Here is an 18,456-nt window from a genome sequence, read left to right on the forward strand (position 1 = left end):
CCTTCGTCGGGTTCCACGGCAGCGCCTTGCCGGCGACCGGGTGGATCGCCCCGATGCCCGGCCGGGACACCGCGCCCGGACCGGCCGAGTTGCGGCCCTGCGGGTTGTCCAGCCAGCGCTGGTGGCCCCCGACGTAGACGGCCGCGCCGGTCACCGCCACCGACAGCAGCGTGTCGCCGCCGGTGTAGTTGGCCCAGGTGGGCTGCTTGCCGCCGGTGGCCGCACCGAACTCGAAACGCGCCGCGGTGTCGCAGAGCGTGGCCGGGAACGGGCCGCCGGTGGTGACCACCGCGAACCAGGTGCCGTCCGGCGAGATGTCGACGCCGCGCATGTAGACCGGCATCGTCCGCGCGCACTGCGGCTGGTAGCGGTCGGTGGCCCAGCCGGAGAGCGTGGTGCCCGACGCGCTCAGGTCGGCGACGGCGATCTGGTGCCGCGCCACGCCCGCGACGCTGCTGAAGCCGCCGACGAACACCAGCCGCCGGCCGTCGGCGGAGACGTCCAGCGCCTCGATCTTCACCGGCGCAGTGGCGCCGGAGGTGGTCGTGCGCGGACCGGCCAGGTTCAGGTTGACCGACGGATCGGCGGCTCCGGTGGTGGCGTTCACCGCCGCCAGGGCGCGCCGGGTCACCCCGCCGACGGTCTGGAACGCGCCGCCGACGATCAGCCGGTTGCCGACCAGGCGCATGTCGTTGACCTGGTTGTTCAGCGCCGGCGTGGTGAAACCGGCGACCCGCGCGCCGGTGGCCGCGTCGATCCGGGCCAGCCGGGACGCCGCGGTGCCGTTGACAGTGGTGAACGCGCCGCCGATGTAGAGCGAGCGGCCGTCCGGCGCGGCGGCGAGAGCCTTCACCGCGCCGTTCACCTGCGGCCGGAACGCGGTGTCGATCCGGCCGGTGGTCGCGTCGAGCGCCACCAGGCGGGGCATCGCCAGCTGGGCCGACTGCCCGGCGTTGCGCACCTTGGTGAACGTGCCGGCGACGTACACGCGGTTGCCGATCTGGAGGATGCGGTGCACGGTGCCGTCCAGCGCGTGCGGCGTCCAGTCGACCGGGTTCGTGCCGACGACTGTGGTGTGTGCGGCGTTGACGGCGAGCGCCGGGGATCCCGGCAGCGCCGCGCCCGCGACGGCGAGCGCCGCGGCCACGGCGACGGCCGCGCCCCGTCTGCGCCCGGGTGGATGATCGGGTGAGATCGTCATGGCCGAAGCATGTCGCCCGACCAGGGATCGCGCAGTCGGGTAGCCGCCGGTAACCGCCCGCCGACCGGATAATCCGCGTGGTCCGTCCGGCGACCGGGCAGTACGGTGTGCGAGGTCCGTGAGGGAGGGAGCCCCATGCCGCCGCGCCGGGATGCCGCCGTGCTGGTCTTCGACGCCGACGACACGCTCTGGGAGAACAACGTCCTGTTCGAGCGGGTGATCGACGACTTCCTCACCTGGCTCGACCATCCCACGCTGGACCGGGCCCGCATCCGCGCGGTGCTCGACGACATCGAGCGGGCCAACGCCGTCGCGCACGGCTACGGCAGCAAGGTCTTCCTGCGCAGCCTCGGCGAGTGCCTGGAGAAGCTGCGCGAGCGTCCGGCCACCGACCGGGAACGCGCCGAGATCGATCAGCTCGCGGCGGCTCTGATCGGGCACCAGGTCGAGCTGATGCCGGGGGTGGCCGAGACGCTCGACGACCTGGCCGGCCGGCACGAGCTGCTGCTGCTCACCAAGGGCGAGCGCGAGGAGCAGCAGCGCAAGCTGGACGCCTGCGGGCTGCTGCACCACTTCCGCGCCGCGCACATCGTGCCGGAGAAGGACGCCGACACGTACCGCTGGCTGGCCCGCGAGCACACCTTCGACCCGGCCGCCGCCTGGATGATCGGCAACTCCCCGCGCTCGGACATCCTGCCCGCCCGGGCCGCCGGGATGAACGCGGTCTTCATCCCGAACGAGAACACCTGGATCCTGGAGCACGACGAGCTGGACCCGTCCGACTCCCAGGTGATCCGGCTGGCGGCGTTTCCCGACCTGGTCCAGCACTTCTAGGCGGCCGGTAACGTCCGGGAGGTGCCACTCACCTTCCCGTCGCACCTGGCGCCGGTGCTGCCGCTGAAGCTGTGGCGGCCCCGCTGGTTCGACGGGGTGGCGCTGTGCGCCGGTGCGGTGGCGCCGGACGCCGCGTACCTGTTCACCGGCACGCCGCTGGCGCTCGGCATGCGTACACACACGCTCGGCGGGCTGCTCTGGTGGGGGCTGCCGGTCGCGCTCGCGTACGCCTGGGTGGCGCGCCGCGTGGTCGCCGGCGTCGTCGCGCACCTGCCGGGACGGCGGTTCTTCGGCTGGGCCTGGTACGCGACGCTGGCCGGGGTGCGGCATCCCTGGCAGGTGTCGGTCTGCTCGGCGCTCATCGGCGCGTTCAGTCACGTCGCGTGGGACCGGGTCAGCCACAGCGAGCGCCTGCCCCGGCTGTTCGGCGTCACCGACTTCCACGCCCTGACCGGCGTGTACTGGTACCAGTTCGTGGACGTGACGGCCGGGCTCGGCGGCGGGCTGCTGGTGGTCGTCCTGGCCGTGGGGGAGGCCCGCCGGGGACAGCAGGCCCGGGGCGTCGCGCCGCCGCTGCCGGCGGCGAACCCGGCCGTGTTCTGGCGGGTGGCGCTGGCGGTCACCGGGCTCGGCGCGCTGCTGCTGCCCGCGCTGCCGGCGGCGGACGTCGCCGCCCCGGCCGGCGTACGGGCGCTGCACGTGGCCGCGCTGGCGCTCGTCGCCGGGGCCGCCGCGGCCCGGAGCGTCCCGCCGGGGCAGGCCGGGCGCAGTCCGCGTCTCGAAGTCGAACAGCGCGAAACCGGCTGACCCCGTTACGCCGACATGCCGCAATTCCGCATAGACATCAATCACAGGCGCGGCCACCGGTCATCGCTTGTCCGGCCTGCGCGTACGCGCCTAACCTGAGCCGGCGTCCACGCCTCGTCGGGGTGAGACGGGGGCGCACCGGAGTCCGGTGGTAAGAGCACCGTGGAGCTGAGTGCGGGCATACCGGCTCGCCGCGCGGAGCCCGGCGAACGGCGTCGTGCCACGCCTGCCGGGTTCCCGCGGCGCAGACCGCTACCCAACCGGACGGCCGGGGTCAGGGCCGGGGAGTTGCGGACCCGGTCCTGACCCGTCCGGCCCCGGAAACAGGCGCCGGAATCGGGTGGGACGCCTCTGGTGCGCGGGCCGGTCACGGAGCGACACTGAGTCATGACTCCTCAGCGCGTACCGCTGCTCGCCGGCCTGGTCGTGCTGCTCGCGGCGGCCTGCACGTCCACGGCGTCCACGCCCTCGATGAACCGCCCGTCGAAGGGCGCGAAGAGCCCCCCGGCGGCGACCGCGACGGAGGCCACGCCCACCCCGCCCGTGCCGACCGAAGCGGCCTCGACGGGCGGCTCGTGGCGTGTCACCTGGGACTGGGCCGTGCCCGGCCAGCCGGCCCGGGTCGCCCACCGGGTCCGGGTGCCGGTCACGCCGCCGCCGGGGGAGCCGCTGCCGGTCCTGGTGGCGGTGGACGTCGGCGACCACCCGGCGGAGGGCTTCAGCCGGATCACCTTCGCGTTCCGCGGGCCCACCCCGTCCTACCAGGTCGCCTACGTGCCGCGGGTGGTGACCGAGGGCCGGGGCGCGCCGGTCGCGCTGCCCGGTACCGCGTACCTGTCGGTGCGGTTCGAGCCGGCCCAGGCGCACGACGCGCGCGGCGGCGGAACGGCGGACCTGCCGCCGGCGGCGATCCGCTTCCCGACGTTGCGCGGATGGGCGGTGGCCGGCGACTTCGAGGGGCACCTCAGTTTCGGGCTCGGCCTGCTGCCGCCGGACGACGGCCGCCTGCCGGTGCGGCTTGGGGAGTCCACCCGCCCCGGACGGCACGCACGTCGTGGCCGTGGACGTGCGGCGCAGCTGACGCCGGCGTCAGCGGTCGATGATGTTGTTGTTCTCGTCGATGCCGTGGGTGCGCCAGTAGACGTCCCACTCGTCGTCGACGTGCTGCGGCACCTTGCCCTCCGGGTAGCGCACATACGGCGGGGACGGCTCTTCCCCGTCCGGCACGCAGGAACTACCGCCCTGCGGGCCGACCGCGATCACCGGGTACTCGTCGCTGCCGCAGATGCTCTGCCGCAGGGAACAGCCGGTGGTCGCCATCAGCCCGGCCAGTCCGAGCACGGCAAGAACGATCATGATTCGAGTTCGCACGGGGAGAATTGTCGTCGCCCCGGGCGGACCCGCCATCGGTACGCGTACTCAATTCCAGGGTGCGGCCCGGGCTCAGGTCAGCTCGCCCCGCACGATCGCCACCGCGACCCGGCAGAACTCGTCCATGTCGGGCTGGAAGCCGGCCGCGATGTCCGGGTGCAGGCCGGAGCGGGTCTCGTCGAGCAGGCGGCGGCACACGTCCTCCACCGGCTCGCCCGCGTAGCCGGAGCGGACCCGGTCCGCGGCGGCCTGCAGGGCCGAGGTCAGCTGATCCTCCAGCGGGCCACGCAGCTTCTGCTGCACAGGGTCAAGCCCGCTCGGGTCGAGCGTGACATGTGGCTCCGACATCGGCGCTCCCTTCGTCGGCGTCCGCGGTACCCCACCGCGAACGTCGGTCAAACCATCGTCGGTACGGCCGACACCCGGACCAGGTACGAGAACTCCTCCGCCGGCTCCTCGACGTACGACAGCCGGCGGATCTGCCGGTCGTCGGACCAGAGCGCGACGTCGACCAGCACCCCGAGGTGGGCGAGACCGATGTTGGCGACCCGCTTCTTGTCCTGGAGCACCGCGCACACGCCGCCGAGCAGGGTGCTGGCGTCGGAGGTGCGGTGCCCGGGCGGGCACCGCAGGGTGAGGTCCACCTCCACCGGGCCGGTGAGCGGCGTCCACCCGGTGCGCTGGGCCGCCGTGCAGGCGGCCTGGAGCAGGGTACGGACTCTCGTCGCCTGCCGGTGCCCGGCGGCGAAGATGGACAGGGCCTCGGTCTTGACCGGGGGCAGGCCGCTCACCTCGAACGTCAGGGCGAGAGCGCGGGTGTCCTGCACGACGGCACCTCCTCGGGGCGAATCCTGCCCAACCGGGGAACGAGCGGACGGCACTTTCCCGACAGAACCAACCGATCGGGCGGGCAGTGGGGGACGGCCGGAGGCGTATCGACGTCGACGGCGACGCGCCGGCTACGGAGCCAGCCCCACGCTAATGCACGACCGCTGACGCTCGGTAGCCTCGCCGTTTCACGACGTGGGACGGCGTGTCGGCCGCGCCCCGTCGTCGCGCTGCCGACGGTGTGCGGCGCCGTCACCGTCACATGTCCGTGATGTTTCGCTCCGTCGCAGGTCGGGCACGTTCAGCCGCACGACACGCCCGGGGCGTTCGGTGATCGGACCGAGAACCCCGCCGTCTCGCCGTGCGCCGGGGCACGGGTCACTCCCCGGTTCTTCGCCGAAGAGAGGGGGAGGGTGATGACGACAGTCCCCGACACGGCCGCACGACGGCCGGCCGGACGCGCGGTGGCGGCAGCCGCCGCGCTCGCGTTGGTGGCCCCGCTGGCAGCCTGCGGATCCGGCGGCGACGGCGGCGTCCCCACGATCAACCTGTACTACCCGCCGGAGCAGAACCTGCAGAAGGTCGTCGACACCTGCAACACGGCGGCGCAGGGCCGGTACCGCATCGACTACCGGGTGCTGCCGCGCGAGGCCGACGAGCAGCGGGTGCAGATGGTGCGGCGGCTCGCCGCGCAGGACAGCGGGATGGACGTGCTCGGCCTGGACGTCACGTGGACCCAGGAGTTCGCCAGCGCGAAGTGGATCCGGGAGTGGACCGGCGAGGACAAGGCCGAGGCGGAGCGGGGCACGCTGGCCGGCCCGCTGGACACCGCCCGGTACGAGGACAAGCTGTACGCCGCGCCCAAGAACACGAACGTGCAGCTGCTGTGGTACCGGTCGGACCTGGTGTCGCAGCCGCCGAAGACCTGGGACGAGATGATCTCCGCCGCCCAGCAGCTCAAGGAGCAGGGCAAGCCGTACCAGGTGCTCACCATGGGCGCCCAGTACGAGGGCCTGGTGGTCCTCTACAACACGCTCGCCGAGAGCGCCGGCGGCAAGATCCTCAGTGACGACGGCAAGAAGGCGGAGATGGACGCCGGCGCGGTACGCGCGCTCGACCAGCTCAAGAAGTTCGCCACGTCCGGCGTGACGTCGCCGTCGTTCAGCAACGCGCTGGAGGACCCGGTGCGGCTGGAGTTCCAGTCCGGCAAGGGCGCGTTCCAGGTGAACTGGCCGTTCGTCTATCCGGCGCTCCAGGAGGCCAACCCGGAGCTGGCGAAGAACGTGAAGTGGGCCCGGGTGCCGGGCATCGAACCGGGCACCCCCAGCAAGGTCACCATCGGCGGGGTCAACCTGGCGGTCAGCAGCTACTCGAAGCACCCGGAGGAGGCGTTCGAGGTGGCCCGCTGCCTGCGCAACGCCGAGAACCAGAAGTTCTCCGCCGTCAACGACGGCGTGCCGCCCACCATCGAGGCCGTCTACGACGACCCGGAGATGACCGAGGCGTACCCGATGAAGGAGACCATCCTGGAGGAGCTGAAGGAGCCGGCGGTGCGACCGCTGACCCCGGCGTACCAGAGCATCTCCACGGTGATGTCGGCGATCCTGTCGCCGCCGTCGGCGATCCGGCCCGAGCAGACCGCCGACGAGCTGCGCAAGGCGATCTCCGACGCGCTGGAGTCCAAGGGGGTTCTGCCATGAGCGTGAACGCCACCCCGGCCGGCGCGCAGGCCGCCGCCGAGGCCGAGTCCGAGCAGCCCGGCGGCCGGCACGCCGCAGTGCCGCAGCAGCGGTCGCGGCGCGGCTCCCGCGCCCCGCTGAGCGAGAACAAGCGGGCCGAACGGCGGCTCGGCTGGCTGCTGTGCGCACCGGCCGCGCTGGTCATGGTGCTGGTCACCGCGTACCCGATCCTGTACTCCGTCTGGTTGTCGCTGCAACGCTTCGACCTGCGCTTCCCCGACGAGCGGCAGTTCGTCGGGCTGGAGAACTACGTCACCGTGCTCACCAACGACTTCTGGTGGACCGCGTTCGGGGTGACCGCCCTGATCACCGTGGTCACCGTCGCGGTCGAGCTGGTGCTCGGCATGGGCCTGGCGCTGATCATGCACCGGACGCTCGTCGGCCGGGGGATCGTCCGCACCGCCGCGCTGATCCCGTACGGCATCGTCACTGTGGTCGCGGCGTTCTCCTGGCGGTACGCCTGGACGCCCGGCACCGGCTACCTGGCGAACCTGTTCGACGGCAGCGCCCCGCTCACCGAGCGGGCCAGCTCGCTGGCGATCATCATGCTGGCGGAGATCTGGAAGACCACCCCGTTCATGGCGCTGCTGCTGATGGCCGGGCTGGCGCTGGTGCCGGAGGACCTGCTCAAGGCGGCCTCCACCGACGGCGCGACGGCGTGGCAGCGGTTCACCAAGGTGATGCTGCCGGTGATGAAGCCGGCCATCCTGGTCGCGCTGCTGTTCCGCACGCTCGACGCGTTCCGGGTCTTCGACAACATCTTCGTGCTCACCAACGGCGGCAACGAGACGTCGTCGGTGTCGATGCTCGCCTACAACAACCTGATCCGGGGCCTGAACCTCGGCATCGGCTCCACGATGTCGGTGCTGATCTTCATCACCGTGGCGATCATCGCCTTCGTGTTCGTGAAGCTGTTCGGCACCGCTGCCCCGGGCAGCGACGATGGGGAGAGGCGCTGACATGGCAGTGGAATCCACCACGCGGGCGAAGGTGCGCTGGGGCCTGCTGGACGTCGTGGTCGTCGTCTTCGCGCTGGTCCCCGTGCTCTGGATCGCCTCGCTGTCGTTCAAGACCCCGGCCACGCTCACCGACGGCAAGTTCTGGCCGCGCGAGTGGACGCTGGACAACTACCGGACCATCTTCGACACCGACCAGTTCGTCCGGGCCCTGATCAACTCCATCGGCATCGCGCTGATCGCCACCACCATCGCGGTGGTGCTCGGGGCGATGGCCGCGTACGCGATCTCCCGCCTGGACTTCCCCGGCAAGAAGCTGCTGGTCGGCGTCTCGCTGCTGATCGCGATGTTCCCGCAGGTGTCGCTGGTGTCGCCGCTGTTCGAGATCGAGCGGCAGCTCGGCCTGTTCGACACCTGGCCGGGCCTGATCCTGCCCTACATCACGTTCGCGCTTCCCCTCGCCATTTACACCCTGTCGGCCTTCTTCAAGCAGATCCCGTGGGACCTGGAGAAGGCGGCGAAGATGGACGGCGCCACCCAGGCCCAGGCGTTCCGGCGGGTGATCGCGCCGCTGGCCGCGCCGGGCGTGTTCACCACCGCCATCCTGGTCTTCATCTTCTGCTGGAACGACTTCCTGTTCGCGATCACGCTCACCTCGACCGAGCGGTCCCGCACGGTCCCGGTGGCGCTGCAGTTCTTCACCGGCGAGTCGCAGTTCGAGGACCCCACCGGGGCGATCTGCGCCGCCGCTGTGGTGATCACCGTGCCGATCATCCTGTTCGTGCTCTTCTTCCAGCGCCGCATCGTCTCCGGTCTGACCTCCGGCGCAGTCAAGGGATAGGTGGTAGCAATGGCCGACATCGTGCTGGACAAGGTGAGCAAGCGGTTCCCGGACGGGACCACCGCCGTACAGGACGTCGACCTGGAGATCGCCGACGGCGAGTTCGTCATCCTGGTCGGTCCGTCCGGCTGCGGGAAGTCCACCACGCTCAACATGATCGCCGGGCTGGAGGACATCAGCTCCGGTGAGCTGCGCATCGGCGGCGAGCGGGTCAACGACAAGGCGCCCCGCGACCGCGACATCGCCATGGTCTTCCAGTCGTATGCGCTCTACCCGAACATGACCGTTCGGGAGAACATGGCGTTCCCGCTGCGGCTGGCGAAGCTGGACAAGGAGACCATCAACCAGAAGGTCGACGAGGCGGCGAAGGTGCTGGAGCTGACCGCGCTGCTGGACCGCAAGCCGGCCAACCTCTCCGGCGGCCAGCGGCAGCGGGTGGCGATGGGCCGGGCGATCGTCCGCCAGCCCAAGGCGTTCCTGATGGACGAGCCGCTGTCGAACCTGGACGCCAAGCTGCGGGTGCAGATGCGCACCGTGGTGTCGCGGCTGCAGAAGCAACTCGGCACCACCACCGTCTACGTCACCCACGACCAGACCGAGGCGATGACGCTCGGCGACCGGGTGGTCATCATGCGCGGCGGCGCGGTGCAGCAGGTCGGCCCGCCGCAGGAGCTGTACGACCACCCGCGCAACCTCTTCGTCGCCGGGTTCATCGGCTCGCCCTCGATGAACTTCGTGCACGCCGCGGTGGAGGACGGGAAGCTGCGGACCGCGCTCGGAGACGTGCCGGTCGGCGAGCGGGTCCGCCGCGAGCTGGAGGCCGGTGACGCGCCCCGCGAGCTGATCCTCGGCATCCGGCCGGAGCACTTCGAGGACGCCGCGTTGATCGACGACGAGACCCGCCGCCGGGGCATGGAGTTCGAGGCGCCGGTGGACATCGTCGAGTCGATGGGTTCGGACAAGTACGTCTACTTCACCGTCGAGGGGGAGCGGGCGACCGCCGCCGAACTGGAGGAGCTGGCCGCCGACGCGGGCGCGGCGGACTTCGCGGGCGGCGGCTCGAACCTGGTCACCCGCCTGTCGGCGGAGTCCCCGGTACGCGAGGGCGAGTCGCGCCGGGTGTGGTTCAACCTGGAGAAGATCCACCTGTTCGACCCGGGCAGCGGCCGTAACCTGACGCTGCACGAGGGCCGTTCGGCCGGCGCTCTGGCCGACTGACCCCGGACGCGCGAAGGGCCGGTGGCACGCGGTGCCGCCGGCCCTTCGGCCTTGTCCGGCCAGCTCACCCTCCCTCCGTAGTCGGCCATCGGCGTGAGTGGAACGCCACGGGTGTCTCGGCGCGGTTTTGACACCCATGGCGTTCCACCGAGCACGAGCGCGGCGACCCGATGCGCCGATGGCCGCAGAGCAGAGGGGATGCTCGGCAGCAGAGGAGAATGAGGTAGGGCAACGGCGGGAGCCGTCGCTCACCAGGAGTGACGCAGCTCCAGGCCGAGGAAGCGGGCGTAACCCGTCAGCGCGGCGTCCACCCGGGTGCGCAGCGCGGCGTCGAACGGCACGAGCTGGTGCACTGTCACTGTCACCGCCCGCGCGCCGATCGTCCGCGTCCAGGTGCCGACCACGCGCCCGCCGCGCACCACGGTCGACCGGAACATCCCGTTGTTGCCGGGGACCACCGCTGCGGCGTGCGCCGGGTCGAGCATCAGCGACCGGTCCTTGAAGCCGAGCAGGTATTCGTCGAAGCCGGGCAGCGTGTGCACGTCGTCGACGGGCGCGCGGGGCGTGTCGAGCAGCGCGGCGTCGACCACCGCCGGCTCGCCGTCGACCTCGACCGGGGCGAGCAGGTCACCGGCCAGCGTGATCGCCCGGGTCGCGTCGGTGACGGTGAGGCCGGTCCACCGGGCCAGCTCGTGCCGGGTCACCGGGCCGTGGCCGCGCACGTAGCGGTGCGCCAGCAACGACAGCGCCTCGTCGCGCTCCGGGCGGCGCGGATCGGGCGCCCACTCGTCGAGCAGCACGAACGTCTGTTCGTTGCCGACGTGCGGGGCGATGCAGGTGACGCCGCGCTGGCTGGCGTACCAGAGCAGGTGATAGCCGCGTTGACCGTCCGTGTCCAGCCCGGCGGCGCGCAGCGCGGCCAGGCACTCGGCGCGGGTGAGCCGGCCGCCGCCGGCCAGCGCCGCACCCAGCACCTCACCGGCCCGTTCACCGTCGGCGACCGTCAGCCCGAGCTGCCGCCACCGCGAGGCGATGCCGGCCAGCGTCCGCACCCCGGTCAGGTCCAGCAGCCACCGCGCGTCGCGCGCCGGCACCAGGTGCACGGTGCCGCGCATCGGCCAGGTGCGCAGGGCCTCGCGCCGCTCCAGCGCCGCGCGGACGTCGTTCTGGGTGGCGCCGGGAAGGCGTACGCCGAGCGACCACAACCCGCTCGCGGCGTCCTGGGCCTGCATGGCGCCGAACCACTCGACCACGTCGGCGACGCCCTCGGGACGGGCCGTCGGGTGCGGGCGCAGCAGCAGGCCGGTCATCCGTAGCGCGAGCGCCTCGGCGCGGCTGAGGCGAACGGTCACGGGCGTCAGCGTAGGCCCGGGGTCCGACAGCCCCTGATCGCGCTGCGCCGGCCGCGCTGCCGACGAAGCGCGATCCCCCGTTCAGGTTCCCGGCGCGGGGGCAGCCGACTTGGCTGGCGCCGGTCCGACCAGGATCCTCGCTGAGCTGGGCCGGGAAAGCGTTTTCGCGCGGAACTTGCGCAAATCTTGAGCCTCGGTCAGTCGAGCCGCCGGTGCATGACGAGCAGGTCGACGTACCCCCGGGTGGGGTGCCGGAAGCCCTCCGGCACCCGGCCGATCACCGCGAAGCCCAGCGACCGCCACAGCGCGACCGCCCGGGTGTTGGTGGCCACCACCGCGTTGAACTGCATGGCCCGGTAGCCGTCGGCCCGGGCCGCGGCGAGCACGTGCCCGGCCAGTGCCCGCCCGACGCCGTGCCCGGCGGCGGCCGGGGCGACCATGAACGAGGCGTTCGCCACGTGGTCGCCGGGGCCGCCCTGGTTGGGCGCGAGCTTCGCCGAGCCGAGCACCGCGCCGTCCGGCGCCACCGCGACCACCGTCCGCGCCGGTGGGCCCGGCATCCAGAGCCGCCGGGCCTGCTCCTGCGTGACGTCCGGGGGCCAGGTGTACGTCTCGCCGGCCGCGACGATCTCGCGCAGGAACGGCCAGATCAGTGGCCAGTCGGCGGCGGTGGCGGTGCGGATCTCCACCTGGCGAGCATGCCACGCCCGCCGTTTGACGCGACAAGTAACGGGTAGTCGCGGGAGTTGACCCCAAACGAGGAGGGATCGTCTGATGGATGGCCAGGTCAAGGTCGCGGTGATCTACTACAGCGCGACCGGCATCACCTACCAGATGGCGCAGTCGGCAGTCGAGGCGGCGGAGGAAGCCGGTGCCGAGGTGCGCCTGCGCAAGGTGCGTGAGCTGGCGCCCGACGAGGCGATCCGCTCCAACTCGGGCTGGCAGGCGCACCGGCTGGAGACCCAGGACGTGATGGAGGCCCAGCCGGACGACCTCTCCTGGGCCGACGTGGTGATCATGGGTTCGCCCACCCGGTACGGCATGGTCGCCGCCCAGCTCAAGCAGTTCATCGACACCACCGGCCCGCTCTGGGCGGCCGGCGCGCTCGCCGACAAGGTGTACAGCGGCTTCACCTCGACCGCCACCTCGCACGGCGGCCAGGAGGCGACGCTGCTGTCGCTGTACACGATCTTCTACCACTGGGGCGGGATCGTGGTGACCCCCGGCTACACCGACCCGAGCCAGTTCGTCGCCGGCAACCCGTACGGCGCCTCGCACACCAGCAACAACGGCGAGGTGGCCCCGGACCACGTGGCCCTGACCGCCACCGCGCTGACCGCCAAGCGGGCCACGCTCATGGGCGCCGCGCTGAAGCGGGGCATGGCCGGCTGACCGGCGGATGGCGACCGGTGGCCGGACGGGGGCTCTCGAACCCGTCCGGACCACCGGTCGCCCCTCGCCCTACCCGCGATCGGCCGCTCCATGCGCGCTCAGCGCGGGCCGGTCGAGCAGATGTCCGAGCAGATCCGCCAGGACCGAGGTGCCGTCCTGGCTCAGCACCGACTCCGGGTGGAACTGCACCCCGGCGAAACCCGCCCCGCGCAGTGCGTGCACCGCGCCGTCGGCCGGGTCGCGGGACAGCTCCACCGGGCCGTACGGGCCGGTCATCCGGTCGGCGTCGGCGCGGGCGGTGAAGCTGGCGTAGAAGCCGACCCGGCGGGTCACCCCGAACACCGGCACGTCGCGCGGCAACCCCTGGTACGGCGCGTCCCGCCGGTGCAGCGGCAGACCCAGCAGCCCGGCGAGCAGCTGGTGGCCCAGGCACACCGCGAGCGTCGGCCGACCGGAGGCGAGCAGCTCAGCCAGCAGCGCCCGCAGCGCCACCATCTTCGGCGCGTCCGGGTCCCGCGGGTCGCCCGGCCCGGGGCCGACCACCACCAGGTCGTACCCGTCGAGCGGGCCCGGGTCCGGCCAGTCCCGCCGGGTCACCGCCAGCCCCAGCGCGCCGAGCTGGTGGGCGAGCATGCCGGTGAATGTGTCCTCGCCGTCGACGATCAGCGCCCGTCGGCCGGCGAGCCCGCGCAGCGCCAGCGCGCCCGGCCGGCGCTGCTCCAGCCAGAACCGGGCCAGCGGCGCGTTGCGGGCGGCCAGCGCGGCGCGTACCTCCGGGTCGTCGGCGTACCTGACGGCCGGCTCGGCGCCGGTGCCCGGCGCGTCCGGGCCGAGACCGAGCGCGGCCAGCACGCCCGCCGCCTTCGCGTGCGTCTCGGCGACCTCCCCGGCGGTCGTCGAGTGCCGCACCAGCGTGGCGCCGACCGGCACCCGCAGCGCGCCCTCGGGCGAGATCTCGGCGGTCCGGATCAGGATCGGCGCGTCCAGCGTCTGCCGGCCCTGCTCGTCGCGTCCGAGCAGCGCGAGCACGCCGGCGTAGTAGCGCCGGCCGGCGCGCTCGTGCCGGGCGATGACCCGGCAGGCGTTCTCCATCGGGCTGCCGGTCACGGTCGGGGCGAACATGGTCTCCCGCAGCACCTCCCGCACGTCCCGGGAGCAGCGCCCGGCCAGCAGGTACTCGGTGTGCGCCAGGTGCGCCATCTCCTTCAGGTACGGCCCGACCACCTGGCCGCCGTGCTCGGCGACCACGGCCATCATCTTCAGCTCCTCGTCCAGCACCATGTACAGCTCCTCCACCTCCTTCGGATCGTGCAGGAAGCGCAGCAGCTCAGCCCGGTCGACGGTCTCGCCCCGGTGCCGGAACGTGCCGCTGATCGGGTTCATCTCGACCAGACCGTCGGCGACGCTGACGTGCCGCTCCGGGCTGGCGCCGACCAGGATCCGGGCGCCGGTGTGCACCAGGAACGTCCAGTACGCGCCCCGCTCGCGCAGCAGCAGCCGGCGCAGCGCGGCCAGGGCCGCGGCAAGTGGGTCGCCCTGCACCGTGGCGCGCATGGTGCGGTGGATGACGAAGTTCGCGCCCTCACCCCGGCCGATCTCGTCGGCCAGCACCCGGTCCACCACCGCCGCGTACTCGTCGTCGGCGATGTCGAAGCCGGCGTCGGTGGTGCGTACGGCGGCGTCGGGCAGCGCGCCGAGCAGCTCGGCCAGTGGTATCCGCCGGTGCGCCTCGACGGTCAGGAACTCCAGCGGCATGCCGTCGTCCACGCACTCGAAGCCACGCTCGGTGACCTGCCGGAACGGCACCACTGCCAGCGTGCGCGGGCCGGCGCCGTCGTCGGGCAGCGGCAGGTCGGCGAGCCGGTCGGCGGTGCGTACCGGACCGGTGAACAGGTCGACGTGGTCGGCGCCCTCGCGGCGGACGAGCGCGAACGGGCCGGGGTCGTGGCCGGCCGCGACGGCGGCGAGCGGGTCGGACGGGCGGGTCATCGGGTCTCCTCGGTGGGCCGGTGACCGCCGACGTGGGCGACCCGGGATGCCGGGGAAGACCGGCGGCCGCCTCGTCGGGCGGCCGCGTGGGGAAGCTACGCGCGGGGGTGGGCCGCCGGGTCGGCGGGCCACCAGCAGGACAGGTGCGCGGGCATGACCGTCACTGTACGCGATCAGCCCGCCTCCGGTAAGCCGGTCGCGCCGGGTAGGTTGATCGGCGATGGACATCCTCGCTCTCGATCTGGGCACCTCCTCGGTGCGTGGGCTGGTGCTCGACGCGGACGCGGTGCCGCGTCCGGGCGCGCTGGCCCGTCGCCGGGTGCATCTGGTCACCGGGGACGACGGCACCGGGACGCTGGACGGCCCGGCCTACCTGGCGTGCCTGACGGAGTGCCTGGACGAGCTGGCCGCCGGCGGGCACCTGCGGGACGTGGACCTGGTGGCCACCTCCGCGCAGTGGCACTCGGTGCTGCCGCTGGCCGCCGACGGCACCCCGTCGGGACCGGTGCTGACCTGGCTGGACACCCGGCCGGAGGCGCTCGCCGGCGCGGTCGGCCCGGCCGACCCGGCGGACTTCCACAGGCGTACCGGCACGTGGTGGCACCGCTGCTTCTGGTCGGTGCGGCTGCCTGGCTGCGGGAGCACGGCGCGCGGAACGCACGCTTCACCGGGCTGGCCGAGTACGTGCTCGGCGCGCTGCTCGGCGACGTGCCGATGTCCATGTCGATGGCTTCCGGCACCGGGCTGCTCGAACTGCGCCGCCTGGACTGGGACCCGGAGGCGTGCGAGCTGGCCGGCGATAGACCGGAGCAGTTGCTGCGGCTGGCCCCGGACGGCTGGCACGGCCGGTTGAACGCGGAGCACGCGCGGCGCTGGCCGAAGCTGGCCGGGGCGCGGTGGGCGGCGTCGGGGTACTTTTTGTGATCCGAACCAACATCAGAGATGGGCCCCAATATACGACTCCATCTACCATCTGTCTCGACTTCGTTAAAACGAATTCCACACCGCGGGCGTAGAGCTTCATTGTTCGAGGGTTTCACTGGGCGAGCCCATCTGTGCCAGTGAGCTAGATATCGCCAGTCGGTCAGTCTTTTCTCTGCCTCCGGTTATGTCACAGCGCGGCGCGCGCAAGTCACTTATTGGATTACAGGTATCCGGATGAGCCGGACTAACGAAGACGTACTTGCCCCCTCTCGCTGGGGTACTATAGCTGTGCCTTGAAGCTTTAGGGCACCCCCACTGACGGGCGCGGAGCCGCCGCCGCTGCCGGAGCAGCTCTGGCGGTACCGGGTGGACCACAACCACGTGGTGACCGGCGCGGCGTACTCCAGTGGCGGCAACCTGTTCGCCTGGGCCAACCGGGAGCTGCGGCTGCCCGAGGGCGCGGCGCTCGAGGCGGCGCTGCGCCGGACCACCGGCTCGGTGCGGGCCAACCCGCGGCTGGGCGGTGACCGGCCGCCGGGCACGGCCCCGGCGGGCTCGGGCGAGCTGCGTGGGCTCAGCTTCGGCACCACCGCCGTGGACGTCCTCGCCGGGCTGATGGGTGGCCTGTGCCGGCTCGTCGTCGACGACCTGGTCCTGCTGGAGGGTGGCGTCGGCGAGCCGATGGAGGTGGTCCTCGGCGGCGGGGCGCTGACCGCCTCGCCGTGGTGGCGCGCGGCGTTCGCCGACGCGCTCGCCCCGCGCGAGGTGCGGTGGCAGCGCAACCCGGAGATCGGGGCGGCCGGCGCGGCGCTCGTGGCGCTGGGACGTCTGCCCGAGGCGGCGCACATCGGCGGCATCGGCCGGACGGACGAAACCGCCTCGCACGCGTGACGGTCCGCCCGAAGCGCTGACCGGCCTGCTCGTGCCGTCCGGGCGGCCGTTGACACGGACCGCCGGCCTGGTTGGATGGACTCCGCTCCCCGACGTGGTGGAGTGGAACGAGGAGGCAGGTGTGGGCGCAGGTCCCGACCCGGCTCGTGGCGCGGTCCCGCAGCCGCACCGGCGGCGCTCCGGGTTCCGGCTGCGGGACTGGCGGATGGGCACCAAGCTCGCCACCGTGCTGGTGATTCCGTCGCTGGCGTTCCTCGTCCTGGCCGTCATCCAGACGCGCGGGCTGGTCGGGCAGACCACCACGCTGAGCGCCTTCGCCGAGCAGGTGGGCATCGGCCGGCAGATCGCCGTGGCCGTCGACCGGCTCCAGCACGAGCGGGACCGTACCGCCGGGGAGCTGGCGGGGCTGCGCCGCGCCGGCACCGGCGCCGACCGGGACGCCGCGGTCGCCGCCCTGAAGCCGCTGCAGGCGGCCACCGACCGCGCGGTGGCGGACCTGCGTACCGCGGCCGCGCCGCTGGCCGACGCCGACGCGGCCTGGCGGGTGTCCTACTCGGAGGCGCTGGAGGCGTACGACCAGGTCGTCAACATCCGCGCCGCGGTGGCGCCGGCGGTGCTGTCCAGCGACACCGTCCTCAGCAACTACCACCGGTCCGTCGCGGCGCTGCTGAACCTGCTGGCCGAGCCGTCGCCCGGCGGCGGGCGGCAGGAGCTGACCGAGGCGGTGCTGCGCTACGTGCAGCTGTCCCGGGTCAAGGAGTTGTCCTCGCGGATCCGCGCGGAGCTCTACGCCGCCGCCCGCTCCGGCCGGTACGAGGCCGACGACCAGGTGACGCTCAGCGACCTGCGGGCCCAGCAGCTCACCGCGCTCGGCGCGTTCCGGGTCGCGGCGACCGCCGACCAGATCCGCCGCTACGACCAGACCTCGGTCGCCCCTGCCTTCGTCGCGGCCACCCGGATGGAGGAGCGGACCCTGCCCGGCGGCGGCGACGCGAAGCCGGCGCTGCTCGACGCGGAGCAGTGGTGGTCGGCCAGTGAGCAGCGGCAGGAGTTGCTGCGCCAGATGGAGAGCGGGGTCGTCGACGACGCGGTACGCCGGGCCGACGACGCCAGCGCCCGGCAGCTGCGCGACACGCTGCTGGTGGCCGGTGGCATCGCCACAGTGCTGCTGGTGGCGGTGGCGATCTCGCTGCTGGTCGGCCGGTCGGTGGCCCGCGGCATGCGGCAGCTGCGCGGCCAGGCGCTGCGGATCGCGCAGGTGGATCTGCCGCTGACGCTGGAACGGCTGCGCACTGTGGACCGTCCGGTCGGCGCGATCGACGTGCCGCCCGCGGTGATCGACTCGCAGGACGAGATCGGCGAGCTGGCCGAGGCGTTCGTCGCGGTGCACCGCAGCGCCGTCGACGTGGCGGTCGAGCAGGCGATGATGCGGCGCAACGTCAACGCCATGTTCGTCAACCTGGCCCGGCGCAGCCAGGTGCTCGTCGAGCGTCAGCTGGAGCTGCTCGACGACCTCGAACGCGAGGAGAGCGATCCGGACCAGCTGGAGAATCTGTTCAAGCTCGACCACCTCGCCGCCCGCATGCGCCGCAACGACGAGAGCCTGCTGGTGCTCGCCGGCAGCGAGTCGACCCGGCGGTGGAACCGCCCGGTGGGTCTGGGCGCGGTGCTGCTGGCCGCGAGCGCGGAGATCGAGCAGTACCAGCGGGTACGCCACGAGAACCGGACGGACCTGCACGTCGTCGGGCACGCGGTGGGCGACCTGGTGCACCTGTTCGCGGAGCTGCTGGAGAACGCCACCTCCTTCTCCCGCCCGGAGACCACGGTGCGGGTCGTCGTCGAGCCGGACGGCCGGGGCGCGCTGGTGCGGGTCGTCGACGAAGGGCTGGGCATGAGCCCGGCGGCGCTGGCCGAGGCGAACGCGTTCAAGACCTCCACCGGCCTGCCGCTGATGCAGCCGTTCGGCATCAAGATCGTCAAGGGTGTGCCGATCGGCTTCATCGGGATGACCCTGGAGGGCACCCCGAACATCGTCAGCCAGCAGGGCGTCGCCGGCCTGCGGTTCAGCGACGAGGCCGACACCGCCAACAAGTACGCCAAGATCCTGCGAATT

The 18,456-nt window shown here is 72.7% G+C and carries 16 protein-coding genes and 1 pseudogene; 9 read left to right on the plus strand and 8 right to left on the minus strand.

The window, feature by feature from the left end; translation table 11 throughout:
* Nucleotides 1-1,201 (minus strand): hypothetical protein (locus MCBG_RS30265; protein ID WP_223201389.1); only part of this gene is annotated, 1,201 nt, incomplete at its 3' end.
* A 135-nt stretch (nt 1,202-1,336) separates the two neighbouring features.
* Between MCBG_RS30265 and MCBG_RS30270 the strand changes: the two genes are divergently transcribed.
* Nucleotides 1,337-2,035, plus strand: coding sequence for an HAD family hydrolase (locus tag MCBG_RS30270; protein ID WP_043329789.1), 699 nt, complete (start codon nt 1,337-1,339; stop codon nt 2,033-2,035).
* 21 nt (nt 2,036-2,056) lie between these two features.
* Entirely contained in the window at nt 2,057-2,842 is a 786-nt protein-coding gene (locus MCBG_RS30275) for a DUF4184 family protein (protein ID WP_043329791.1), read from the plus strand.
* A 395-nt stretch (nt 2,843-3,237) separates the two neighbouring features.
* On the opposite strand, the gene MCBG_RS33275 is transcribed toward MCBG_RS30275, so the two are convergent.
* The 4 genes from MCBG_RS33275 to MCBG_RS30295 all read right to left on the minus strand — a co-directional run bounded on the left by MCBG_RS33275 (nt 3,238) and on the right by MCBG_RS30295 (nt 5,040).
* Complete coding sequence (locus MCBG_RS33275; RefSeq protein ID WP_198033327.1) at nt 3,238-3,573, minus strand: hypothetical protein; 336 nt, start codon at nt 3,571-3,573, stop codon at nt 3,238-3,240.
* Between the two features lie 358 nt (nt 3,574-3,931).
* Complete coding sequence (locus MCBG_RS30285) at nt 3,932-4,213, minus strand: SCO0607 family lipoprotein (protein ID WP_223201390.1); 282 nt, start codon at nt 4,211-4,213, stop codon at nt 3,932-3,934.
* A gap of 72 nt (nt 4,214-4,285) precedes the next feature.
* Entirely contained in the window at nt 4,286-4,561 is a 276-nt protein-coding gene (locus MCBG_RS30290; RefSeq protein ID WP_030500352.1) for a hypothetical protein, read from the minus strand.
* 47 nt (nt 4,562-4,608) lie between these two features.
* Nucleotides 4,609-5,040 carry a RusA family crossover junction endodeoxyribonuclease gene (locus MCBG_RS30295; protein WP_043329796.1) on the minus strand — a complete coding sequence of 144 codons (432 nt, stop codon included), beginning with the start codon at nt 5,038-5,040 and terminating at the stop codon, nt 4,609-4,611.
* Nucleotides 5,041-5,457: 417 nt separating this feature from the next.
* Here MCBG_RS30295 and MCBG_RS30300 point away from each other — a divergent pair, with 417 nt between their 5' ends.
* Genes MCBG_RS30300 through MCBG_RS30315 form a run of 4 tightly spaced genes read left to right on the plus strand, consistent with a single transcriptional unit; the run spans nt 5,458 to nt 9,795 of the window.
* On the plus strand, nt 5,458-6,741 hold the full coding sequence (locus MCBG_RS30300; RefSeq protein WP_043329798.1) for an ABC transporter substrate-binding protein: 1,284 nt from the start codon (nt 5,458-5,460) through the stop codon (nt 6,739-6,741).
* Nucleotides 6,738-7,739: a carbohydrate ABC transporter permease gene (locus MCBG_RS30305; protein ID WP_043329800.1), complete on the plus strand. Its 1,002-nt coding sequence runs from the start codon at nt 6,738-6,740 to the stop codon at nt 7,737-7,739. The genes MCBG_RS30300 and MCBG_RS30305 overlap by 4 nt, the downstream gene beginning before the upstream one ends.
* Nucleotide 7,740: 1 nt before the next feature.
* Nucleotides 7,741-8,577, plus strand: coding sequence for a carbohydrate ABC transporter permease (locus MCBG_RS30310; RefSeq protein WP_043329801.1), 837 nt, complete (start codon nt 7,741-7,743; stop codon nt 8,575-8,577).
* A 9-nt stretch (nt 8,578-8,586) separates the two neighbouring features.
* A complete protein-coding gene (locus MCBG_RS30315) occupies nt 8,587-9,795 on the plus strand; it encodes an ABC transporter ATP-binding protein (RefSeq protein ID WP_043329803.1) in 1,209 nt (402 codons plus the stop codon).
* A gap of 248 nt (nt 9,796-10,043) precedes the next feature.
* Here MCBG_RS30315 and MCBG_RS30320 read toward each other — a convergent pair whose 3' ends face one another.
* Nucleotides 10,044-11,147: a winged helix DNA-binding domain-containing protein gene (locus MCBG_RS30320; protein WP_043329805.1), complete on the minus strand. Its 1,104-nt coding sequence runs from the start codon at nt 11,145-11,147 to the stop codon at nt 10,044-10,046.
* A gap of 197 nt (nt 11,148-11,344) precedes the next feature.
* Nucleotides 11,345-11,836 carry a GNAT family N-acetyltransferase gene (locus MCBG_RS30325; RefSeq protein WP_043329807.1) on the minus strand — a complete coding sequence of 164 codons (492 nt, stop codon included), beginning with the start codon at nt 11,834-11,836 and terminating at the stop codon, nt 11,345-11,347.
* 85 nt (nt 11,837-11,921) lie between these two features.
* Between MCBG_RS30325 and wrbA the strand changes: the two genes are divergently transcribed.
* Complete coding sequence (gene wrbA / locus MCBG_RS30330) at nt 11,922-12,539, plus strand: NAD(P)H:quinone oxidoreductase (protein ID WP_043329810.1); 618 nt, start codon at nt 11,922-11,924, stop codon at nt 12,537-12,539.
* A gap of 69 nt (nt 12,540-12,608) precedes the next feature.
* Here the strand turns inward: wrbA and MCBG_RS30335 are convergent, their stop codons facing one another.
* Nucleotides 12,609-14,528 (minus strand): chorismate-binding protein, encoded by a 1,920-nt coding sequence (locus MCBG_RS30335; protein ID WP_043329812.1) that lies wholly within the window; start codon nt 14,526-14,528, stop codon nt 12,609-12,611.
* Between the two features lie 220 nt (nt 14,529-14,748).
* On the opposite strand from MCBG_RS30335, the pseudogene MCBG_RS35390 reads away from it, so the two are divergent.
* A pseudogene (locus MCBG_RS35390) lies at nt 14,749-16,343 on the plus strand (FGGY family carbohydrate kinase).
* A gap of 121 nt (nt 16,344-16,464) precedes the next feature.
* Nucleotides 16,465-18,456: nitrate- and nitrite sensing domain-containing protein (locus tag MCBG_RS30350; protein WP_223201391.1), on the plus strand; the 1,992-nt coding region annotated here is incomplete at its 3' end.

The sequence above is a fragment of the Micromonospora sp. M42 genome, assembly GCF_000568915.1.
Classification (GTDB): domain Bacteria; phylum Actinomycetota; class Actinomycetes; order Mycobacteriales; family Micromonosporaceae; genus Micromonospora; species Micromonospora chalcea.